This is a genomic window from Streptomyces sp. NPDC056503 (assembly GCF_042794995.1).
Taxonomy (GTDB): domain Bacteria; phylum Actinomycetota; class Actinomycetes; order Streptomycetales; family Streptomycetaceae; genus Streptomyces.
This window is the reverse complement of the sequence record NZ_JBHTST010000003.1, coordinates 1-17,720: the sequence shown is the minus strand read 5'-3', so window position 1 is coordinate 17,720 and position 17,720 is coordinate 1. Positions and strand designations below refer to the sequence as shown.

General features: G+C 72.4%; 21 protein-coding genes. 2 read left to right on the top strand and 19 right to left on the bottom strand.

All coding sequences use genetic code 11. The features are described 5' to 3' along the window. Positions 1-20: 20 nt before the first annotated feature. A complete protein-coding gene (gene rpsB, locus ACFQ8C_RS01440) occupies positions 21-941 on the bottom strand; it encodes a 30S ribosomal protein S2 (RefSeq protein WP_383450984.1) in 921 nt (306 codons plus the stop codon). Positions 942-1,196: 255 nt separating this feature from the next. Here rpsB and ACFQ8C_RS01435 point away from each other — a divergent pair, with 255 nt between their 5' ends. Continuing rightward, positions 1,197-1,646, top strand: a complete 450-nt coding sequence (locus ACFQ8C_RS01435; protein WP_383450983.1) for a M23 family metallopeptidase — start codon at positions 1,197-1,199, stop codon at positions 1,644-1,646. Positions 1,647-1,733: 87 nt separating this feature from the next. Here ACFQ8C_RS01435 and ACFQ8C_RS01430 read toward each other — a convergent pair whose 3' ends face one another. The 17 genes from ACFQ8C_RS01430 to ACFQ8C_RS01350 all read right to left on the bottom strand — a co-directional run bounded on the left by ACFQ8C_RS01430 (position 1,734) and on the right by ACFQ8C_RS01350 (position 14,556). Continuing rightward, positions 1,734-2,300 (bottom strand): TetR/AcrR family transcriptional regulator, encoded by a 567-nt coding sequence (locus tag ACFQ8C_RS01430; RefSeq protein ID WP_383451221.1) that lies wholly within the window; start codon positions 2,298-2,300, stop codon positions 1,734-1,736. A 53-nt stretch (positions 2,301-2,353) separates the two neighbouring features. Next, positions 2,354-3,190, bottom strand: a complete 837-nt coding sequence (gene whiG / locus ACFQ8C_RS01425) for an RNA polymerase sigma factor WhiG (protein ID WP_169094468.1) — start codon at positions 3,188-3,190, stop codon at positions 2,354-2,356. Positions 3,191-3,429: 239 nt separating this feature from the next. After that, positions 3,430-4,590, bottom strand: a complete 1,161-nt coding sequence (dprA, locus tag ACFQ8C_RS01420; protein ID WP_383450980.1) for a DNA-processing protein DprA — start codon at positions 4,588-4,590, stop codon at positions 3,430-3,432. Continuing rightward, complete coding sequence (locus ACFQ8C_RS01415; protein ID WP_383450977.1) at positions 4,587-6,200, bottom strand: YifB family Mg chelatase-like AAA ATPase; 1,614 nt, start codon at positions 6,198-6,200, stop codon at positions 4,587-4,589. Before ACFQ8C_RS01415 ends, dprA begins: the two co-directional genes overlap by 4 nt. A gap of 1 nt (position 6,201) precedes the next feature. After that, the gene (locus ACFQ8C_RS01410) at positions 6,202-6,567 is read right to left on the bottom strand and encodes a YraN family protein (RefSeq protein ID WP_383450974.1); all 366 of its coding nucleotides are present in this window, start codon (positions 6,565-6,567) and stop codon (positions 6,202-6,204) included. A 115-nt stretch (positions 6,568-6,682) separates the two neighbouring features. Continuing rightward, positions 6,683-6,991 (bottom strand): DUF2469 domain-containing protein, encoded by a 309-nt coding sequence (locus ACFQ8C_RS01405; protein ID WP_005311352.1) that lies wholly within the window; start codon positions 6,989-6,991, stop codon positions 6,683-6,685. A 55-nt stretch (positions 6,992-7,046) separates the two neighbouring features. Further along, positions 7,047-7,556 (bottom strand): NUDIX hydrolase, encoded by a 510-nt coding sequence (locus ACFQ8C_RS01400; RefSeq protein WP_383450972.1) that lies wholly within the window; start codon positions 7,554-7,556, stop codon positions 7,047-7,049. After that, entirely contained in the window at positions 7,553-8,308 is a 756-nt protein-coding gene (lepB, locus tag ACFQ8C_RS01395; RefSeq protein WP_383450970.1) for a signal peptidase I, read from the bottom strand. The genes ACFQ8C_RS01400 and lepB (ACFQ8C_RS01395) overlap by 4 nt, the downstream gene beginning before the upstream one ends. Before the next feature lie 53 nt (positions 8,309-8,361). Then, positions 8,362-9,330 (bottom strand): signal peptidase I, encoded by a 969-nt coding sequence (gene lepB, locus ACFQ8C_RS01390; protein WP_383450968.1) that lies wholly within the window; start codon positions 9,328-9,330, stop codon positions 8,362-8,364. Continuing rightward, on the bottom strand, positions 9,266-10,279 hold the full coding sequence (lepB, locus tag ACFQ8C_RS01385; RefSeq protein ID WP_383450965.1) for a signal peptidase I: 1,014 nt from the start codon (positions 10,277-10,279) through the stop codon (positions 9,266-9,268). Before lepB (ACFQ8C_RS01385) ends, lepB (ACFQ8C_RS01390) begins: the two co-directional genes overlap by 65 nt. Beyond that, the gene (gene lepB, locus ACFQ8C_RS01380) at positions 10,272-11,078 is read right to left on the bottom strand and encodes a signal peptidase I (RefSeq protein ID WP_383450962.1); all 807 of its coding nucleotides are present in this window, start codon (positions 11,076-11,078) and stop codon (positions 10,272-10,274) included. The genes lepB (ACFQ8C_RS01385) and lepB (ACFQ8C_RS01380) overlap by 8 nt, the downstream gene beginning before the upstream one ends. Positions 11,079-11,147: 69 nt before the next feature. Then, positions 11,148-11,498, bottom strand: a complete 351-nt coding sequence (gene rplS, locus ACFQ8C_RS01375; protein WP_043229374.1) for a 50S ribosomal protein L19 — start codon at positions 11,496-11,498, stop codon at positions 11,148-11,150. A gap of 128 nt (positions 11,499-11,626) precedes the next feature. Then, entirely contained in the window at positions 11,627-12,448 is an 822-nt protein-coding gene (gene trmD / locus ACFQ8C_RS01370; RefSeq protein ID WP_383450959.1) for a tRNA (guanosine(37)-N1)-methyltransferase TrmD, read from the bottom strand. Further along, on the bottom strand, positions 12,445-13,056 hold the full coding sequence (rimM, locus tag ACFQ8C_RS01365) for a ribosome maturation factor RimM (protein WP_383450956.1): 612 nt from the start codon (positions 13,054-13,056) through the stop codon (positions 12,445-12,447). The genes trmD and rimM overlap by 4 nt, the downstream gene beginning before the upstream one ends. 78 nt (positions 13,057-13,134) lie before the next feature. Then, positions 13,135-13,374, bottom strand: coding sequence for an RNA-binding protein (locus ACFQ8C_RS01360; RefSeq protein WP_005311361.1), 240 nt, complete (start codon positions 13,372-13,374; stop codon positions 13,135-13,137). Between the two features lie 2 nt (positions 13,375-13,376). Then, complete coding sequence (gene rpsP / locus ACFQ8C_RS01355) at positions 13,377-13,808, bottom strand: 30S ribosomal protein S16 (protein WP_383450955.1); 432 nt, start codon at positions 13,806-13,808, stop codon at positions 13,377-13,379. A 154-nt stretch (positions 13,809-13,962) separates the two neighbouring features. Further along, the gene (locus ACFQ8C_RS01350; RefSeq protein ID WP_383450954.1) at positions 13,963-14,556 is read right to left on the bottom strand and encodes a hypothetical protein; all 594 of its coding nucleotides are present in this window, start codon (positions 14,554-14,556) and stop codon (positions 13,963-13,965) included. A gap of 352 nt (positions 14,557-14,908) precedes the next feature. On the opposite strand from ACFQ8C_RS01350, the gene ACFQ8C_RS01345 reads away from it, so the two are divergent. Further along, positions 14,909-15,634 carry a methyltransferase type 11 gene (locus ACFQ8C_RS01345; RefSeq protein WP_383450952.1) on the top strand — a complete coding sequence of 242 codons (726 nt, stop codon included), beginning with the start codon at positions 14,909-14,911 and terminating at the stop codon, positions 15,632-15,634. Positions 15,635-15,644: 10 nt separating this feature from the next. On the opposite strand, the gene ftsH is transcribed toward ACFQ8C_RS01345, so the two are convergent. Further along, positions 15,645-17,606 carry an ATP-dependent zinc metalloprotease FtsH gene (gene ftsH, locus ACFQ8C_RS01340; protein WP_383450949.1) on the bottom strand — a complete coding sequence of 654 codons (1,962 nt, stop codon included), beginning with the start codon at positions 17,604-17,606 and terminating at the stop codon, positions 15,645-15,647. Between the last annotated feature and the right edge of the window lie 114 nt (positions 17,607-17,720).

The following is a 17,720-nucleotide window of genomic DNA, read 5'->3' as shown; positions in this document are numbered from 1 at the left end:
TGTTCCGGAGTGCGGAAGGGTCAGGCCTGCTCGGCCGGAGCCTCGGCCTCGGCCTCGGCGGCCGGAGCCTCGACCTCGGCGGCCGGGGTCTCGACCTCGGCCTCGGCCTCGACGGCCTTCTCGGTCTCGGCGGAGGACTGGACCTCGGCGGCCTCGTCCTTCTTCTCGCCCTCGAGCAGGTCGCGCTCCCACTCGGCGAGGGGCTCGCCGGCGGCCTTCTCGCCCGGCTTCGAGTCGCCGGTCGCGGCGCCGGAGCGGGCGATGAGGCCCTCGGCGACGGCGTCGGCGATCACGCGGGTGAGCAGGGTGACGGAGCGGATCGCGTCGTCGTTGCCCGGGATCTTGTAGTCGACCTCGTCGGGGTCACAGTTGGTGTCGAGGATCGCGACGACCGGGATGTTCAGCTTGCGAGCCTCGCCGACGGCGATGTGCTCCTTCTTGGTGTCGACGATCCAGACGGCGCTGGGCACCTTCTGCATCTCGCGGATACCACCGAGGGTCTTCTCCAGCTTGGCCTTCTCGCGCGAGAGGACCAGGAGCTCCTTCTTGGTGAGACCCGACGCCGCGACGTCCTCGAAGTCGATCTGCTCGAGCTCCTTGAGGCGCTGCAGACGCTTGTAGACGGTCGAGAAGTTGGTGAGCATGCCGCCCAGCCAGCGCTGGTTCACGTAGGGCATGCCGACGCGCGTCGCCTGCTCGGCGATGGCCTCCTGGGCCTGCTTCTTCGTACCGACGAACATCACGGAGCCACCGTGGGCGACGGTCTCCTTGACGAACTCGAAGGCGCGGTCGATGTACGACAGCGACTGGAGCAGGTCGATGATGTAGATGCCGTTGCGCTCCGTGAAGATGAAACGCTTCATCTTCGGGTTCCAGCGGCGGGTCTGGTGACCGAAGTGGACGCCGCTCTCCAGCAGCTCCCGCATCGTGACGACGGCCATGGCCATCTCCTTGGGTTTCTCGGTTGTGTTCCTGACGCCCCGGCGCGCCGTGCCACGAAGGACCGAAAGGCGCTGCCACCGCGCTCGTGGAGACGAGTGGCGGGGCGTGCGAAGTCGACCCGGTGACCCGGGTCGCCATAGGAAGTGTACGGGACCCCGGGAGCGCCGGGTGACGACACTGTCCACAGGCCACCGCTTGTCCACAGAAAACAGCCGCCCCCGCCATCGGCCGCCCCGCCCGGGGAGGCTCTCCCCATGCAGCTCACGACCGTCTTCCTCGCCCTCGCCCTGCTCTGGCCGGTGGGCCCGCCGGCCCCCGAGATCCTGCGCGGCTGGCGACCGCCACCCGGCCCGTACGCCGCCGGGCACCGCGGCGTCGACCTCGCCGCACCCCCGGGCACCCCCGTGCTCGCCCCGGCCGCGGGCACCGTCACCTTCGCCGGCCCGGTGGGCGGCCGCGGAGTCGTCACCCTCACCCTCACGGGTACGGGCACTCCCCCACTCCGGACCACCTTCTCCCCGGTGACCCCGCTGACCGCACCGGGCACCCGGGTCGCCGCGGGGACCCCCGTCGCCGAGGCGGCCCCCGGCACGCACTGCGCCGCACCCTGCCTCCATTGGGGCCTGCTGCGCGGCGACGTCTATCTGGACCCGCTCCTGCTGACAGCCCGCCCCCGATCCCGCCTCCTCCCGCTCGACGGGTAACGGCGGACGGGGGCGGGGTGGGGGCGGGGTGGGGAGGGGGTGGCGGGAGGGGAGGGGGAGGGGGGCGGGGGGGGCGGGGCCCCTGGTTCAGGCAGGAGGGCCGGTTACGCCGTGGAGGGCCATGGAGACCGCCGCGTCGGCGATCGCGGCCGGGTCCTCGGCGGCGCCGAGTTCGATACGGCGGACGGCGGCGTCCACCACGCCCTGGAGGAGCATGGCGCCGAGGCGGGGTTCGGGCAGTCCCAGGGCGGCGAGGGCTTCGACGACCATGGCGACGAGGCCGCCGTGGGCGGCCCGGATCTTCTCGCGGGCGCCGTCGTCGAGCTCGCCCGCGGAGATGGCGACGACGGCGCGGTGGCGCCGGTCGCCGACGAGCTCCAGCTGCTTGCGGACGTAGGCGGCGACCTTGTCCTCGGGGGCGTCGGCGCCGGCCATGGCGAATTCGACCTCGGCGGCCCAGACGGGGAAGTCGACCGCGCACAGCTCCTCGACGACGGCTGCGCGGGAGCGGAAGTACTCGTAGACCGACGAGCGGGCGAGGCCGGTGCGCTCGGCGAGCGCGGGGAAGGTCAGCGCCTCCGTCCCGCCCTCGGACAGCAGGGAACGCGCGGCGTCCAGGAGGGCGCCGCGCTGCATGGTCCGGTGCTCGGCCACGGAGGCCGCTCGAATCCTGGGCACGGCTCCACTGTACGACCGGTGCGGCGCGGTCAGCGTCCTACATCGGCCAGCTTGGCGCGGAGCTGCAGGACGGACTTGGTGTGGATCTGGCTGACGCGGCTCTCGGTGACGCCGAGGACGTTGCCGATCTCGGCGAGGGTCAGGCCCTCGTAGTAGTAGAGGGTGACGACGGTCTTCTCGCGTTCGGGGAGCGTGTTGATGGCGCGGGCGAGCAGCCGGCGCAGCTCGCGGTCCTCGGCGACCTCGACGGGGTTGTCGGCGGCCGTGTCCTCCAGGGTGTCCATGAGGGAGAGCCGGTCGCCGCCCTCGCCGCCGACGTGCAGGAGCTCTTCGAGGGCGACGACGTTGGCCAGGGACAACTGGCTGAAGACCGCGTGCAGTTCCTCCAGCTGGATGCCGAGTTCGGCGGCGACCTCGCTCTCGCTGGGGGTGCGGCGGAGCTGGGCTTCCAGGGTGGCGTAGGCGCGCTCGACGTTGCGGGCCTTCTGGCGCACGGAGCGGGGGATCCAGTCGAGGGCGCGCAGCTCGTCGATCATCGCGCCGCGGATGCGGGTGATGGCGTAGGTCTCGAACTTGATGGCGCGCTCGACGTCGAACTTCTCGATGGCGTCGATGAGGCCGAACACCCCGGAGGAGACGAAGTCCGCCTGTTCGACGTTGGACGGCAGGCCGACGCTGACGCGTCCGGCGACGTACTTCACGAGCGGGGAGTAGTGCAGGATCAGCTGCTCCCGCAGTCGCTCGTCACCGGTGGACTTGTACGAGCGCCACAGCTCGTCGAGCGAGGTCGGCGCGGCCGGCCGCACGGTGCCCCGGGCTGCTGGGGGCACCGCAGCGCGGTCAGACCCGGAGGTGTGCTGGGGCATGCGTTGCCTTGAGCCGTTCTGCTGTCGGGTGCGTCGGTCTGGGTGTCCTGTGGGGAATCCTGGTGAGCGTAGCGTGAGTGTGGTGTCGCGGTGAGCGAACGGGAGTGGATGGCGCCGGTCCGGGGGCACGTGGTCGGCCACATCTTCGAACCGGGGCCGTGGCGCGCGTCGGCCCCGCTGGTGCGGCCGAGAGAACTCGGTTGTTCATCGACTTCACCTTTTCACCCGAATGCGCCAGGTCAAGGACCGCCTCGCCGCGCGTTCGACACCGGCTTGCCGGTGTTCGTCAACCTCCATCCGTCGCCGTCCCGTTCGGCGTGGCCGAGGGCGTGGAGTTCGTACAGCCGGGCGAGGGCCTCGTCGGGGGTGGTCCCGGCACGGCGGGCGACCTCCGTGGTGGGGGCCGGTGGGTGGGCCGGGAGGGCTTCGAGGACCTGGGCGGTGGCGGGGGCGAGGAGGTCGCGGGGCAGGACGGGGCCTCGTCGTGCGGGGGCGAGGTCGCCGATGGCTCCGACGAGTTCGACGATCTCGTCGGCGTCGGTCACGAGAGTGGCGCCGTCGCGCAGGAGCTCGTGTACTCCGGCGGAGAGGGCGCTGGTGACGGGGCCGGGGACGCCCATGGTGTGGCGGCCGAGGCGGGTGGCGGCCCGGGCGGTGACCAGGGACCCGCTGCGGTGTCGGGCCTCGACGACGACGGTGCCGCGGGTGAGGGCGGCGATCACCCGGTTGCGGAGGATGAAGCGGCTCGGCGTGGGGTGGCTGCCGGGTGGGAGTTCCCCGATGAGGAGGCCTTGGCCGGCGATCCGGTCGAGGAGGCCGCTGTGGCCGCGGGGATAGGGGGCGTCGACGCCGCTGGCGAGGACGGCGGCGGTGGCTCCGCCGGCGGCGAGGGCGCCCCGGTGGGCGGCGCCGTCGATGCCGTAGGCGGCGCCGGAGACGACGACCCAGCCGTGGCGGCTGAGTCCGGTGGCGAGGTCGGCGGCGGTGTGGGCGCCGTACGGGGTGCAGGCGCGGGCTCCGACGAGGGCGACGGAGCGCAGCGCCCAGGTGCGCAGGGAGGCGGGGCCCCGGGTCCAGAGGCCGAGGGGGCGGGTGTCGCCGAGGTCGTCGAGCTGGGTGGGCCAGTCGGGGTCGCCGGGGACGAGGAAGTGGCCGCCGAGTCGGGTGATGTGGTCGAGGTCGGCTGCGGGCGCGAGGGTGCGGGCGCGGTGGCGCCAGCCGGCGAGGCGGCGGGGTCCGGTGCCGGGGACGGGGGGTTCCCGGGGGTCGCGCAGGAGGGTGAGGAGTCCGTCGGCTCCGTGGGTGCGCAGGGCTCGGCCGGCTTGTTCGTCGCCGGGTTCGACGATGCGGGTGAGGGCGGCGCGGGCGAGGCGTTCGGTGTCCGGCGAGTGGGGGGTCATCGGCGGTCTCCGGTGGTGAGGGGGACGCCTCGGGTGATGCCGGTGCGCAGTTCGAGGGCGTGGGCGAGGTCGTCGTGGCCGGGGCGGTCGTGTCCGGCGAGGTCGGCGATGGTCCAGGCGACGCGGAGGACGCGGTCGAGGCCCCGGGCGGTGAGGAGGCCCCGTTCGATGTCGCGTTCGACGTGGGCGAGGGCACCGGGGGCGGCGAGGTAGCGGGTGCGGAGTTCGTGGCCGGGGATCTCGCTGTTGAGGGTCCAGGGGGTGCCGGTGAGGCGGGCCGTGGCGCGGGCGCGGGCTTCGCGGACGCGGGCGGCGACGACGGCGGTGGGCTCTCCTCTGTCGCCTTGGCCGAGGAGGTCGGCGCGGGTGACGGGTTCGGCTTCGACGCGGAGGTCGACGCGGTCGAGGAGGGGTCCGGAGAGGCGGGCCTGGTAGCGGCGGATGACGGAGGGAGGGCATTCGCAGCCGGCGCCGTGGAGGGTGTGGCGGCCGCAGGGGCAGGGGTTGGCGGCGAGGGCGAGGAGGAAGCGGGCCGGGAGGCGGACGACTCCGGCGGCGCGGGCGATGACGACGTGTCCGGATTCGAGGGGTTGGCGGAGGGCGTCGAGGGTCTTCGTGGAGAACTCGGGGGCCTCGTCCATGAAGAGGACGCCTCGGTGGGCGAGGGAGACGGCGCCGGGCCTGGGGGTGCCGTTCCCGCCGCCGACGAGGGACTGCATGGTGGCGGAGTGGTGGGGTGCGCAGTAGGGGGCGCGGCGGACGAGGGGTTCGCCGGGCGGGAGGATGCCGGCGACGGAGTGGACGGCGGTGACTTCGAGGGATTCCTGGCGGGTGAGGGGCGGGAGGATGCCGGGGAGCCGCTCGGCGAGCATGGTCTTGCCCGCGCCGGGTGGTCCGGTGAGGAGCAGGTGGTGGCCGCCGGCGGCGGCGATCTCCAGGGCGCGGCGGGCGGTGTGCTGGCCGGCGACGTCGGCGAGGTCGGGCCCTTCGCCGGGGTCGGGGGCGAGGCCGGTGCCGATGCCGGCGCCGGGGACGAGGAGTCCGGCGAGCATGGCGTCGGGCCGGCCGTGTTCGGTGGGGTCCTCGTCGGGGACGGGTTCGTCGGCGAGGACGGCGATGAGCTGGCGGAGGGTGCGGACGCCGAGGACGGAGACGCCGGGGACGAGCGAGGCTTCTCCCGCGGTCTGCTCGGGGACGACGACCTGGTGGTAGCCGGCGTCGGCGGCGGCGAGGACGGCGGGGAGGATGCCGCGGACGGGTCGGACCCGTCCGTCGAGGCCGAGTTCGCCGATGAGGACGAGGTCGGCGATGGAGCGGGGGTCGATGCGTTCGGCGGCGCCGAGCACGGCCGCGGCCACCGCGAGGTCGAATCCCGAACCGCTCTTCGGCACGGACGCGGGGCTGAGTCCGACGGTGAGTTTCTTCTGGGGCCATTCGGCGCCGGAGTTGACGACGGCGGCGCGGACGCGGTCGCGGCTCTCGCTGAGGCTCTTGTCGGGGAGGCCGACGAGGGTGAAGGCGGCGACGCCCGGTTCGAGGTCGGCCTGGACCTCGACGACGACGCCTTCGACGCCGACGAGGGCGACGGAGCAGGTGCGGGCGAATCCCATCTCAGGCCACCCCCCGGGCGTGGGTGAGGACGGGGGCGCCGCGTCGGGGGAGGACGATGCCGATGAGGTCGACGCGGACGCCCCCGACGGGTGGCGGGGCGCCGGTGTGGTCGAGCCAGCAGGCGGCGAGGTACAGAAGCCGGGCGGCCTTGCGGGGGGTGACGGCGGCCATGGGGTGCTCGAAGGCGCCGATCCGTCGGGTCTTGACCTCGCAGATGACGAGGGTCTCGCCGTCGCGGGCGACGATGTCGATCTCTCCGGCCCGGCCGTGGCGCCAGTTGCGGGCGAGGATGTGCAGGCCGGTCTCGGTGAGCCGGCGGGCCGCCAGTTCTTCTCCGTACCGTCCGAGTGCTTGGGTCGCGTTCATGGGGACCACCTCCGTCACCGACTGTGACGGAGGTGGTCCTGATCGTGTGCGGGGCTGTGGACGAGTGAGTGGTCCCGGGGAACCGCGTCACTCGCGGGGGTGAAAGGAGCGGAGCTCAGCTGCCGGGCAGTTCGAGGTCGCTCTTGTTGAGCTCCTCGATGTTGACGTCCTTGAAGGTGAGGACGCGGACCTGCTTGACGAACCTGGCCGGCCGGTACATGTCCCAGACCCAGGCGTCGGCCATGCTGACTTCGAAGAAGACCTCGCCCTGGACCGAGTGCACCTGCATCTCGTAGTCGTTGGTGAGGTAGAAGCGCCGCTCGGTCTCGATCACGTATTTGAACAGCCCGACGACGTCGCGGTACTCCCGGTAGAGCTTCAGCTCCATCTCGGTCTCGTACTTCTCGAGGTCCTCGGCGCTCATGGCATGTTCCCCTTCAGCCGTGCGTCCCCCTATTGTGCGCCAGTCGGGCGTGCCCCTAGACGATTTCCGGGGGGAGAACGACGGGCGTGCTCGGGGGTCCCTCGTCGAGCAGCGTGCGCAGCAGCTCGGCGAGCCTGATGGGGTACACGGTCTCATGGGCCGCCGACAGTTCGGCGGAGGTCCACCATCTCAGGCCGGAGAGACTGCGCGTCTCCAGCTCGGTGAGGGCCTGGGGGCCGGGTACGGGGCCGCTGTGGCGGGTGCGGGCGAGGTAGTACCACTCGTCCTGGTCCCAGCGGCGGCCGGCGAAGGGGAAGGAGCAGTGGCGGCGCCACAGGACGGGGCCGAGTTCGACGTCGGTGAGGCCGGTCTCCTCGGCGAGTTCGCGCAGGGCGGCCTGGGCCCGGGTCTCGTCGCCTTCGAGGCCGCCGCCGGGGGTGAACCACCAGGTGTCGCGGGGGTCGTCGGGTTCGTGTCCGTGCATGAGCAGGACGCGGTCGTCGGGGTCGAGCAGGATCACCCGGGCGACCTGCCGGACCTCTCGTCGGTTTCCGCTCTCCGTCATGTCGTCGCCTTCCCGGGGGTGGTCCTGCGGCGCTTGCCCAGCCGCGCGGCGACCGGTCCGTAGGCGGCGCCGCCGAGGATGAGGGCGGCGCCGGCGCCGATGGCGGTGAGCAGGAGGGCGACGGGGCCGGGGGTGGAGACGCCGCCGGGCAGGGCGGCGAAGCCGGCCGGCCGTTCGACGAGGCCGCCGGAGAGCGGCCAGACGACGGAGTCGACGCGGGCGACGACGGTGGAGCGGGGCACGGAGCCCTGGGCCGCGTCCTTCAGGTGGCTGCGGGAGTCGAGCGAGGTGGTGCGGTCGTCGCCGAGGAGGAAGAGGCTGCCGTCGGGGACGGTGGCGTCGAACTCCTCGGGGACGACTCCGCCCGGGCCGCCCGAGCCGGCTCCGAGGTAGGACTCCTCGATCGGGGTGCCGTTGACGGTGAGGCGGCCGTCGGTGCCGCAGCAGGCGACGGTGTCGCCGCCGATGCCGACGACCCGCTTGACCATGGTCGCGCCGCCCCACAGGGGGTCCTCGAAGACGACGATGTCGCCGCGTCGGATCTCGTCGCCGTCGACGCGCTGGGCGAGGACCTTGGAGCCGATCTCGAGGGTGGGGGCCATGGAGCCGGTGGGGACGGTGTAGGGCCGGTAGAGCAGGGCTCCGGCGGCGAAGCCGCCGAGGAAGAGCAGACAGCCGACGGCCACGGCCAGTCCCGACAGCACGCTGCCGAGACGGCCGCGGCCGTCGGTCTTCTTGGTCGTTCCGCTCATGTGCACCCCAGAGGTCCGTCGACGATCTGGGACGGCACCCTACCCGCGCGAAGCTACTCGGCGGTATGGCGTGCGGACCGCTTCTTCCGGCGCCAGAGCACCAGCGGGAGCGCTCCGGCGAGGCCGGCCGCCGCCGGGGCCATCGCCGGGGCGGCGGCCGCGGCCTGGTCGAGCCCGGGCTGGTCGAAGACGTCCGGGATCGGCAGGGTCGCCCAGCGGGTCAGCGGCCAGGCGACGACCACGGCGCGGCCGACGACCTGGTCGTTGGCGACGGTGCCGCCGCCGGGGAGCTCCTGGTGGAAGCGGGAGTCGAGCGAGTTCTGGCGGTTGTCGCCCATGACCCAGATGCGGTCCTGGGGGACCTTGATCGGGCCGAAGGAGTCCTGGCAGGGGACGGAGCCGGGGTAGAGGTAGGCGGTCTCGTCGAGTTCCTTGCCGTTGAGGACGACCTTGCCGCCCTCCTTGCAGGAGACGGTGTCGCCACCGACGGCGATGACCCGCTTGATGAGGTCCTTCTCCTCGGCGGACGGCATCAGGCCGATGAAGCTGAGGAACTTCTGGACCGCGTTCGGCTTGGGGGTCTCCGCGGTCTCCAGCCAGCCGCCCGGGTCGTGGAAGACGACGACCTCGCCGCGCTCGGGCTCGGAGCCGAACCAGGGGGTCAGCTTGTCGACGAGGACGCGGTCGCCCTTCTTCAGGGTGTTCATCATCGATTCCGAGGGAATCGAGAACGCCTGTACCAGGAAGGTCTTGATCAGGAGGGCGAGGATCAGCGCGATGCCGATGAGGAGGGGCAGTTCCTTCCAGAAGGAACGCTGCTTCCTCGGCCGCGCGCCCGTTGCGTCGGTGCCGTCCGTCCCGTCCGCGCCCTCGGTGCCGTCCGGGCCGCCGGTGCGTCCGGGCTCGTCGCCGGACGGCGAGGTCCCGCCGCCGCTGTTGTTCTCTTCCGTCACGTTCTCACCTCTGGCCCCGTCGGCCCTGTCCTCGGGCCCGTCGTGTCCGGAACGTGCGCCGACGGCCACTTCCCCCACATCCACTCCTCACTCCGTGCAACTGCCCGTCCCGGAACAGGGACAGGCCCGCCACTCCCATAACGAGCAGGAGTTCCGCAGGGGTCGGCGGCCAGGGCATTCCGTTCACGTTCCGCGTGGACACACTATGCGACATGCCGAGCGCGGTCCCGGAGGCCGTAGGCCCGTCCGGCACGGCGGCGAAGGTCTCCCGCTCCTCCAGGCCGCTCCAGTGTCCGAGCGGCCAGGCGATCACCACGGCGCGGCCCACGATCCGCTCCTCGGCGATGGTGCCCCGGCCCGGCTCCTCCAGGTGGTAGCGCGAGTCGGCGGAGTCGGAGCGGTGGTCGCCGAGGACGAAGATCCGCCCTGCGGGGACCTTCACCTCGAAGGGGATCGCGGACGGCTTGTCGCCGGGGTTGAGGTAAGGCTCGTCCAGCGGCACGCCGTTGACGGTGATCCGGCCGTCCGTGCCGCAGCAGCGGACGGTGTCGCCGCCGACCGCGATCACCCGCTTGATGAGGTCCCGCTCGTCGGCCGAGGGCATCAGGCCGATGAAGGTCAGCGCCTGCTTGAGCTGCTTGATCCCGATGGGGTCCTCGGCGGTGGGGGCGGTCTCCTGGTGGAGCCAGTTCCCGGGGTCCTTGAAGACCACGACGTCCCCGCGCTGCGGCTTCGAGCCGAACCACGGGGTGAGCTTGTCGACGAGCACCCGGTCCTGGATCCGGATCGTCTGCTCCATGGAGCCGGACGGGATGACGAAGGCCTGGACGAGGAAGGTCTTGAGCACGAGCGCGATCAGTACGGCGACGCCGACGAGGATGGGGATCTCGCGGAGCGCGGAGCGCTGCCGGCGCCGCTTGACCTTCCGGGCCAGCCTGCGGCGTTCGGCGCGGCCGGGGGGCGGTGCCTGCGTCGCCCCGCCCGTCTCGGTGCCGGCCCGGCGGCCGCGGCTACCCATGTCCGCTCCCCCGAGGTCCGAAGGGGTGTCCGCCGGCGGGGGGCGCCGGTACGGAGTCGTACGCGTCGGTCTCGGCGACCGTGCTCCAGCGGCCGAAGGGCCAGACGATCCAGTCGGCGCGGCCGACGACCCGGTCGACGGGGACCACGCCGCCGCCGGGGCTGCCGAGGTGGTCGCGGGAGTCGCTGGACTGGCTGCGGTGGTCGCCCATCACCCAGAGGGTGCCCGGGGGGACGACGATGTCGAAGGGGACGTCGGAGGGCCGGTCGCCGGGGGTGAGGTACGGCTCCTGGACGCGGCTTCCGTTGACGGTGACGCGGCCGTCCTTGTCGCAGCAGACGACGCGGTCGCCGCCGACGCCGACGACCCGCTTCACGAAGTCGGTCTCGTCGGGCGGCGCGAGCCCGAGGGCGGCCGCCGCGTCGTGCAGCAGTCCGGTGACGGGGTTGCCCGCGGGTCCCTCCTGGACGAAGGATCCGGTGCCGTCGAAGACGACGACGTCACCCCGGCGCGGCTCGCTGCCGAAACGGTACGCCAGTTTGTTGACGAGGATCCGGTCCCCGACCTGGAGGGTGGGCTCCATGGAGCCGCTGGGGATCAGGAACGGCTGGGCGACGAAGTGGCTGAGCAGCAGCAGGAAGACCACGCAGGCCGCGCCGACCAGGCCCGTCCTGCGCCAGGAGGGACCGGAGTGCCCGGAAACGCGCACGGAGCGCGACCCGTCGTCCGCGGCGGGATCCACTGGGGGATCCGCCGGGGAAGAGGGGTCGCGCTCCGTGTGCTGTGCTTCGGTGTCCATCGGGGGGTGAGCCTATCCGGCCCGCCTGTACGTGGAGCGTGAAGCCTCGCTCGAGCGGTGAGCCGAAGCTCAGCGGTCGCGCTTCTCCTTGATCTTGGCGGCCTTGCCGCGCAGCTCACGGAGGTAGTAGAGCTTGGCGCGACGGACGTCACCGCGGGTCACGACCTCGATCTTCTCGAAGATCGGGCTGTTCACCGGGAAGGTGCGCTCGACGCCGACGGAGAACGAGACCTTGCGGACGGTGAAGGTCTCGGAGACGCCGGAGCCCTGGCGGCGGATGACGACGCCCTTGAACTGCTGGATACGGGAGCGGTTGCCCTCGATGACGCGCACGTGGACGTTCACGGTGTCGCCGGGACGGAAGGCGGGCAGGTCGGAGCGGAGCGAAGCCGCGTTCACCTGGTCGAGCAGGGAGGCCATGGAGGTCTCTTTCCTCGCCGATGCCACAGGCCATCAGCGGTGACGTACGAATCGATGGAGACGCCGTCCGGTCGATGGCGGGCGGCTCCCCCTGTGGCAGGGGCGCGCGCCGGACGGACGGCAGTCGCCTATTCTTCCACGCCCTCGACCCTGCGCCAAAATCGGCCGCCGGGCTCGGGGGCCCAGCCGAGGATCGAGAGGGTCTCGCGGTCCTTCTTGTCGAAGGCGGCGGGGTCGCAGCGCTCGATGAGGTCGGGCCGGTGGGCGGCGGTGCGGCGGAAGGCCTCGTCGCGGCGCCAGCGGGCGATCTTGCCGTGGTGGCCACTGACCAGCACGTCGGGGATGGCGCGGCCGCGCCACTCCGGGGGCTTGGTGTAGACGGGGCCTTCGAGCAGGTTGGCCATGGCGCCGGGGGCGAAGGAGTCGTCGCGGTGCGACTCGGCGTTGCCGAGGACGCCGGGGAGGAGCCGGGCGACGGCCTCGGTGATCACCAGGACGGCGGCCTCGCCGCCGGCGAGCACGTAGTCGCCGATGGAGACCTCGTAGACCGGGATCCGGGTGGCGTACTCGTCCATCACGCGGCGGTCGATGCCCTCGTAGCGGGCCGGGGTGAAGATCAGCCAGGGCCGCTCGGAGAGCTCGACGGCGAGTTCCTGGGTGAAGGGGCGGCCGCTGGGGGTGGGGACGACGAGGACGGGGCCGTGGGCTCCGTGCTCGTACCCGTCGGCGAGGGTCTGGTCGAGGGCCTCGCCCCAGGGCTCGGTCTTCATGACCATGCCGGGACCGCCGCCGTAGGGGGTGTCGTCGACGGTGTTGTGCCGGTCGTGGGTCCACTGCCGCAGGTCGTGGACGTGGACGTCGAGCTGTCCGCGCGCGCGTGCCTTGCCGACGAGGGAGACGTTCAGCGGTTCGAGGTACTCGGGGAAGATCGTGACGACGTCGAGCCTCATGCGCCGTCACCCTTCCCGGCCGTCTCCTCGGCGTCTCCGTCCGTCTCCTCGCCGTCTTCGTCCGCCTCCTCGGCGTCGCGGGCGGAGGCGATCTCGGCGCGGTCGTCGATGAGGCCGGGCGGCGGGTCGATGAGGGCCCGCTGGTTCTCCAGGTCGATCTCGGTGACGATCTGCTCGACGAAGGGGATCATCAGCTCGGTGCCGTCGGGGCGCTCGACGATGAACAGGTCCTGCGAGGGCAGGTGGGAGATCTCGGTGATCACGCCGATGACGGTGCCGTCGGCGAGGACCACGTCGAGGTCGACGAGCTGGTGGTCGTAGTACTCGTCCTCCTCCTCGGGCAGTTCCTCGGGGTCGACCTCGGCGATGAGGAGGGTGTTGCGGAGCGCTTCGGCGGCGGTGCGGTCGCGGACGCCCTCGAAGCGCAGCAGCAGCCGGCCGCTGTGCACCTTGCCGGACTCGATGGTCAGCGGTCCGGTGGAGGCCGGGTCGGTGAGCAGGACGGCGCCGGGGGCGAGCCGCAGTTCGGGCTCGTCGGTGCGCACCTCCACGGTGACGTCGCCCTTGATCCCGTGGGCGCGGCCGATCCGCGCGACTACCAACTGCACTGGTGAACTCTTCCTGTCGTACGGCAACGGGCCGGGGTGGGCGGTCTGCCCTCCCCGGCCCGTGCCGGTGTCAAACTTTCAGCGGACCTGGTCCACGTCGACGAGGTCGACACGGATGCCACGACCGCCGATGGCGCCCACGACGGTACGCAGCGCACGCGCGGTGCGGCCGTTGCGGCCGATCACCTTGCCGAGGTCGTCGGGGTGGACCCGGACCTCCAGCACGCGGCCGCGGCGCAGGTTGCGCGAGGCGACCTGCACGTCGTCGGGGTTGTCGACGATGCCCTTCACGAGGTGCTCGAGAGCCTCCTCGAGCATGATCAGGCCTCGGTGGTGGACTCGGCCTCGGCCTCGTCCGCCTTCGCCTTCTTGGCCTTCGGGGTGATGGCCTCGCCCTTGTCCTCAGCGCCCTCGAGAGCCTTGGCGAACTCGTCGAAGGTGGCGCGCTTCTCTTCCTTGGTCGCCGGGACGAGCAGCGGCTTCTCCGGGGCGGGGAGGCCCTTGTGCTTCTGCCAGTCGCCGGTGAGCTTCAGGATGGCGAGGACGGGCTCGGTCGGCTGGGCGCCGACGGAGAGCCAGTACTGCGCACGCTCGGAGTCGACCTCGATACGCGACGGGTTGTACGTCGGGTGGTAGAGGCCGATCTCCTCGATCGCGCGGCCGTCACGGCGGGTGCGCGAGTCGGCGACGACGATGCGGTAGTGCGGCTGGCGAATCTTGCCGAGGCGCTTGAGCTTGATCTTGACTGCCACTGGAGTGGTGTCTCCTGGTCTTGACGTGGTGGGGCACTTGAGATGCCACGTGGGGTTGCGGTACTCGGGTGCCCGATGGACGCGTCAGCCGGAGGAGAGAGGGGTCCTGTGCGACTGTCGAGTACAGCTGACCATTGTGCCACACGCCGCCAGGTCAGCCGGCGGCGCCCACCGTCTCGGGGATCCGGAACGGCTTGCCGCAGCCTCCGCACACGATCGGGGCCTGGGCGAGCACCGAGGGGACCACGCGGACGTTGCGTCCGCAGTCGCAGACGGCCTTGACGCGGACGCCGCCGCCCGAGGAGCCGTGCCGGGCGGCCGGTCCGCGGAAGGTGCGCTTGGTGTCGGCGGCCGTGGCGACGGTGTGGGCCTTGAGGGCGCGCTGGAGCCGCTCGATGGTGGGCCGGTAGCGCCGCTTCGCCTCGGGGTTGAGCGTGACCAGGGAGAAGCCGCTGCTGGCGTGCGGCTCCTCGGGATGGTCGAGGCCCATCTCCTCGGCGATCGCGAGGAATCTGCGGTTGTGGTAGCGGCCGGCGCGGGAGGTGTCACGGACACCCCGGGCGGCGGCGATGCCGTGGACTGCCTCGTGGAGCAGTCGCTCGAAGGAGAGTTCGGCGCCACAGGCGGACGAGGACTCTCCGATCAGGGACTCGGGCGCGGCGAGGTCCGGCAGCTCGGGGTGGTGCCGCTGAATGTCGGCCCACGCCTGCGCCAGCTCTGCGGCGAGAACAGGTGGTGTCGTGCTCACGTCGGGTACAACGAGCCGGATCCCCTCCGGGTTCCATTCCGGGGCAACTCAAATATTTTGCACGTACCCGTCAGTCGGTACCCAGGCGTCCACAGCTGGTGCACAGGGCGCATACGCCCCGGCGCGCGGTCATGTCACGCGCGCCGAGGCCGTGTGGGAGGGGACACTACCGGGCCGGTGCCCGAGTTCGGGCACCGGCCCCCCTCCCCCGCCTCCGCCCCGCCGGCCCCCGCCCCGAAGGCCTGGCCCGAACTCGTCGCCGGTCGTCCTGCCCGAGCACTGGACGCCGGACGCGAAGCGCAGTTCCCTGGCTACGGGGGGCTGTCGTCCGGCACGGATTGGGGCCTGATCCATGACACCTACGCTCGTCCCGCACCACCCCGCGCGCGACTGGGCCGAGATCCAGGAACGGATGCTCGTCCCGCTCTACGAGGCGGTCCACGAACGCCTCGGCGTGGGCCCCGGCACCCGCCTGCTCGGCCTGGACTGCGGCACCGGTCTCGCCCTGCTGATGGCGGCGGCCAGGGGCGCCTCGGCCGCCGGGGCGGAGGCGGACCACGCGCGCGGGGAGCTGGCCAGAACCCGGCTCCCCGACTCCGTGACGGTCACCCCCGACGTCCCCGAGGACGGTCCGTACGACGTGATCACCGCCTTCCACGCGGCCGACCGCACGGCCTTCGGGGCGGCCGACCTCACCCGGGCGGCCCAACCGGGCACGGCGGTGGTGCTGGCCGGCTGGGGGCCGCCGGAGCGGTGCGCGACGGAGCCGTTGCTGCGGCTCGCGGACCGGCTGGCCGACCGCCGCCCCTCCCCCCGTACCGACCTGGGCGCGCTCGCCGTCCGGGCCGGGCTGCGGCCGGTCGGCGCGGGCCGGGTCGCCTGCCCCTTCGGGTACGCGGACGAGGCCAGCGCGGTGCGCGGCCTGCTCTCCACCGGCGCCTTCGACGCGGCCGTGCGGGCGACCGACCCCTCGCAGGTGGAGAAGGAGATCGAGGAGGCCCTGGCCCCGTACCGGCGGGCCGACGGCACGGTGTGGATGCCGAACGTCTTCCGTTACGTGGTCGCGCGCGTGGCGTAGGGCGTGCCGCTCAAGCGGGCGGCGGTTCCGGGTTGGGGCCGACGCCCGGCTCGGGGGCGTTCGGGTCGGGGCGCTCGACGCCCGCGGCGCGGTAGGCCGCTTCCTCCTCCAGGGTCTCGTTGGCGAGGAGGGCGGCGGAGAGGGCGTCGAGCTTGTCCCGGTGTTCGTTCAGGAGCCGTACGGCGTCCTCGTAGCACTCGTCGACGATCCGGCGCATCTCGGCGTCGACCGTGTCGAGGGTGGCGGGGGCGGCGGAGAGGCCGTACGCCTGCTGGGCGTCGCCGGGGATGGCGGTGAGCCGGCCGACGGTCTCGCTCATGCCCCAGCGGCCGACCATGCCCCGGGCGATGCTGGTGACCTGTTCGAGGTCGCTCTCGGCGCCGGTGGTGATGACGCCGAAGACGACCCGCTCGGCCGCCATGCCGCCGAGGGCGCCGATGATCCGGCCGCGCAGGTACTCCTCGGTGTAGGCGTACTTGTCGGCGTCGGGGGTGGAGAGGGTGACGCCGAGGGCGCGGCCGCGGGGCACGATGGTGATCTTGCGGACCGGGTCCGCGCCGGGCTGGAGCATGCCGAGCAGGGCGTGGCCGCTCTCGTGGTACGCGGTGCGGCGGCGTTCCTCCTCGGGCATGACGAGCGGGCGTTCGGCGCCGAGCTGGACCTTCTCCAGGGCGTCGGAGAGGTCGGACTGGGTGACGGACCGCTGTTCGCGCTTGACGGCGAGGAGGGCGGCCTCGTTGGCGAGGTTGGCGAGTTCGGCGCCGGTCATGCCGGGGGTGGTGCGGGCGACCTGCTCCAGGTCGACGTCCTTGGCGAGCGGGATCTGCCGGGTGTGGATCCTGAGGATGGCCTCGCGGCCGCCGCGGTCGGGCGGGTTGACGTGGACGATCCGGTCGAAGCGGCCGGGGCGGGTGAGGGCGGGGTCGAGGACGTCGGCCCGGTTGGTGGCGGCGAGGACGATGACGCCCTCGGAGCCGGTGAAGCCGTCCATCTCGGTGAGGATCTGGTTGAGCGTCTGCTCGCGCTCGTCGTGGCCGCCCATGCCGGAGCCGCCGCCGCGGGCCCGTCCGATGGTGTCGATCTCGTCGATGAAGATGATCGCGGGGGCGACCTTGCGGGCCTCGGCGAAGAGCTCGCGGACCCGGGAGGCGCCGACGCCGACGATCATCTCGATGAACTCGGAGGCGGAGGCGGAGAAGAAGGGCACCCCGGCCTCGCCCGCGACGGCCCGCGCGAGGAGCGTCTTGCCGGTGCCGGGAGGGCCGGCGAGGAGGACGCCGCGGGGCATCTTGGCGCCCATCTCGCGGTAGGCCTGCGGGTTCTTCAGGAAGTCGACGACGTCGTTGAGCTCGCCCTCGACCTCGTCGATGCCGGCGACGTCGGCGAAGGTGGTCCGCTTGCCGCCCTCCACCTCGACGGGTTTCGGCGGCTGCTTGCGGCCGAGCATCCCGCCGGCCCCGCCCATGCCGGCGCTCATCCGGCGGGCGATGAGGACCCAGAGGAGGACGAGGAGCAGCATCGGGGCGAGCGAGATCAGTAGATTGGCGAGGAAGGAACGTTCCTGCACCACGGGCTCGGCGGTGACGACGACCTTCTGCTGGGTGAGCTGCGCCCACAGGTCGTCGTCGGCGAAGGCGGGCCGCTGGGTCTGGAACTTGGTGTAGTCGCCCTTGCCGTCGGGCACGGGCTGCTTCTCCTTCAGCTGCCCCTGGATGGCGTCGCCCTTGGAGTAGATCTTGGTGACGTTCCCGGCGGCGACCTGCTTGTCGAACTCGGTGTACGAGATCGTCGGCCCGTCCCCCTCGTTGAAGAACGACAGCACGAGGTTGGCGATCAGGTACACGACGAGGGCGGTGAGGACGAGGCTGCCCCAGCCCCCCGGCATCCGCTTCTTCGGCGACGGAGGCGGCGGAGCCCCTTCCGAGCGCCAGGGCTGGTCGGTCCGGTCGCGCGGGGGTACGGGGTTGGCCACTGGGCTCTCCTCGGGGCGGCAGTGGCCTCAGTATCGAAGACCGCGCCCAAGGCGGCATTCCGGATGGGCCGGGCGGGCGAAGAAGGGCCCGGGGCGGTTTCGTCGATGCGATAC

Coding starts and splice junctions, on each gene's coding strand:
- rpsB (WP_383450984.1), bottom strand. CDS start 941: ATGGCCGTCGTCACGATGCGGGAGCTGCTGGAGAGCGGCGTCCACTTC.
- ACFQ8C_RS01435 (WP_383450983.1), top strand. CDS start 1,197: ATGCAGCTCACGACCGTCTTCCTCGCCCTCGCCCTGCTCTGGCCGGTG.
- whiG (WP_169094468.1), bottom strand. CDS start 3,190: ATGCCCCAGCACACCTCCGGGTCTGACCGCGCTGCGGTGCCCCCAGCA.
- dprA (WP_383450980.1), bottom strand. CDS start 4,590: ATGACCCCCCACTCGCCGGACACCGAACGCCTCGCCCGCGCCGCCCTC.
- ACFQ8C_RS01415 (WP_383450977.1), bottom strand. CDS start 6,200: ATGGGATTCGCCCGCACCTGCTCCGTCGCCCTCGTCGGCGTCGAAGGC.
- ACFQ8C_RS01410 (WP_383450974.1), bottom strand. CDS start 6,567: ATGAACGCGACCCAAGCACTCGGACGGTACGGAGAAGAACTGGCGGCC.
- ACFQ8C_RS01405 (WP_005311352.1), bottom strand. CDS start 6,991: ATGAGCGCCGAGGACCTCGAGAAGTACGAGACCGAGATGGAGCTGAAG.
- ACFQ8C_RS01400 (WP_383450972.1), bottom strand. CDS start 7,556: ATGACGGAGAGCGGAAACCGACGAGAGGTCCGGCAGGTCGCCCGGGTG.
- lepB (WP_383450970.1), bottom strand. CDS start 8,308: ATGAGCGGAACGACCAAGAAGACCGACGGCCGCGGCCGTCTCGGCAGC.
- lepB (WP_383450965.1), bottom strand. CDS start 10,279: ATGGGTAGCCGCGGCCGCCGGGCCGGCACCGAGACGGGCGGGGCGACG.
- lepB (WP_383450962.1), bottom strand. CDS start 11,078: ATGGACACCGAAGCACAGCACACGGAGCGCGACCCCTCTTCCCCGGCG.
- rplS (WP_043229374.1), bottom strand. CDS start 11,498: ATGGCCTCCCTGCTCGACCAGGTGAACGCGGCTTCGCTCCGCTCCGAC.
- trmD (WP_383450959.1), bottom strand. CDS start 12,448: ATGAGGCTCGACGTCGTCACGATCTTCCCCGAGTACCTCGAACCGCTG.
- ACFQ8C_RS01360 (WP_005311361.1), bottom strand. CDS start 13,374: ATGCTCGAGGAGGCTCTCGAGCACCTCGTGAAGGGCATCGTCGACAAC.
- ACFQ8C_RS01345 (WP_383450952.1), top strand. CDS start 14,909: ATGACACCTACGCTCGTCCCGCACCACCCCGCGCGCGACTGGGCCGAG.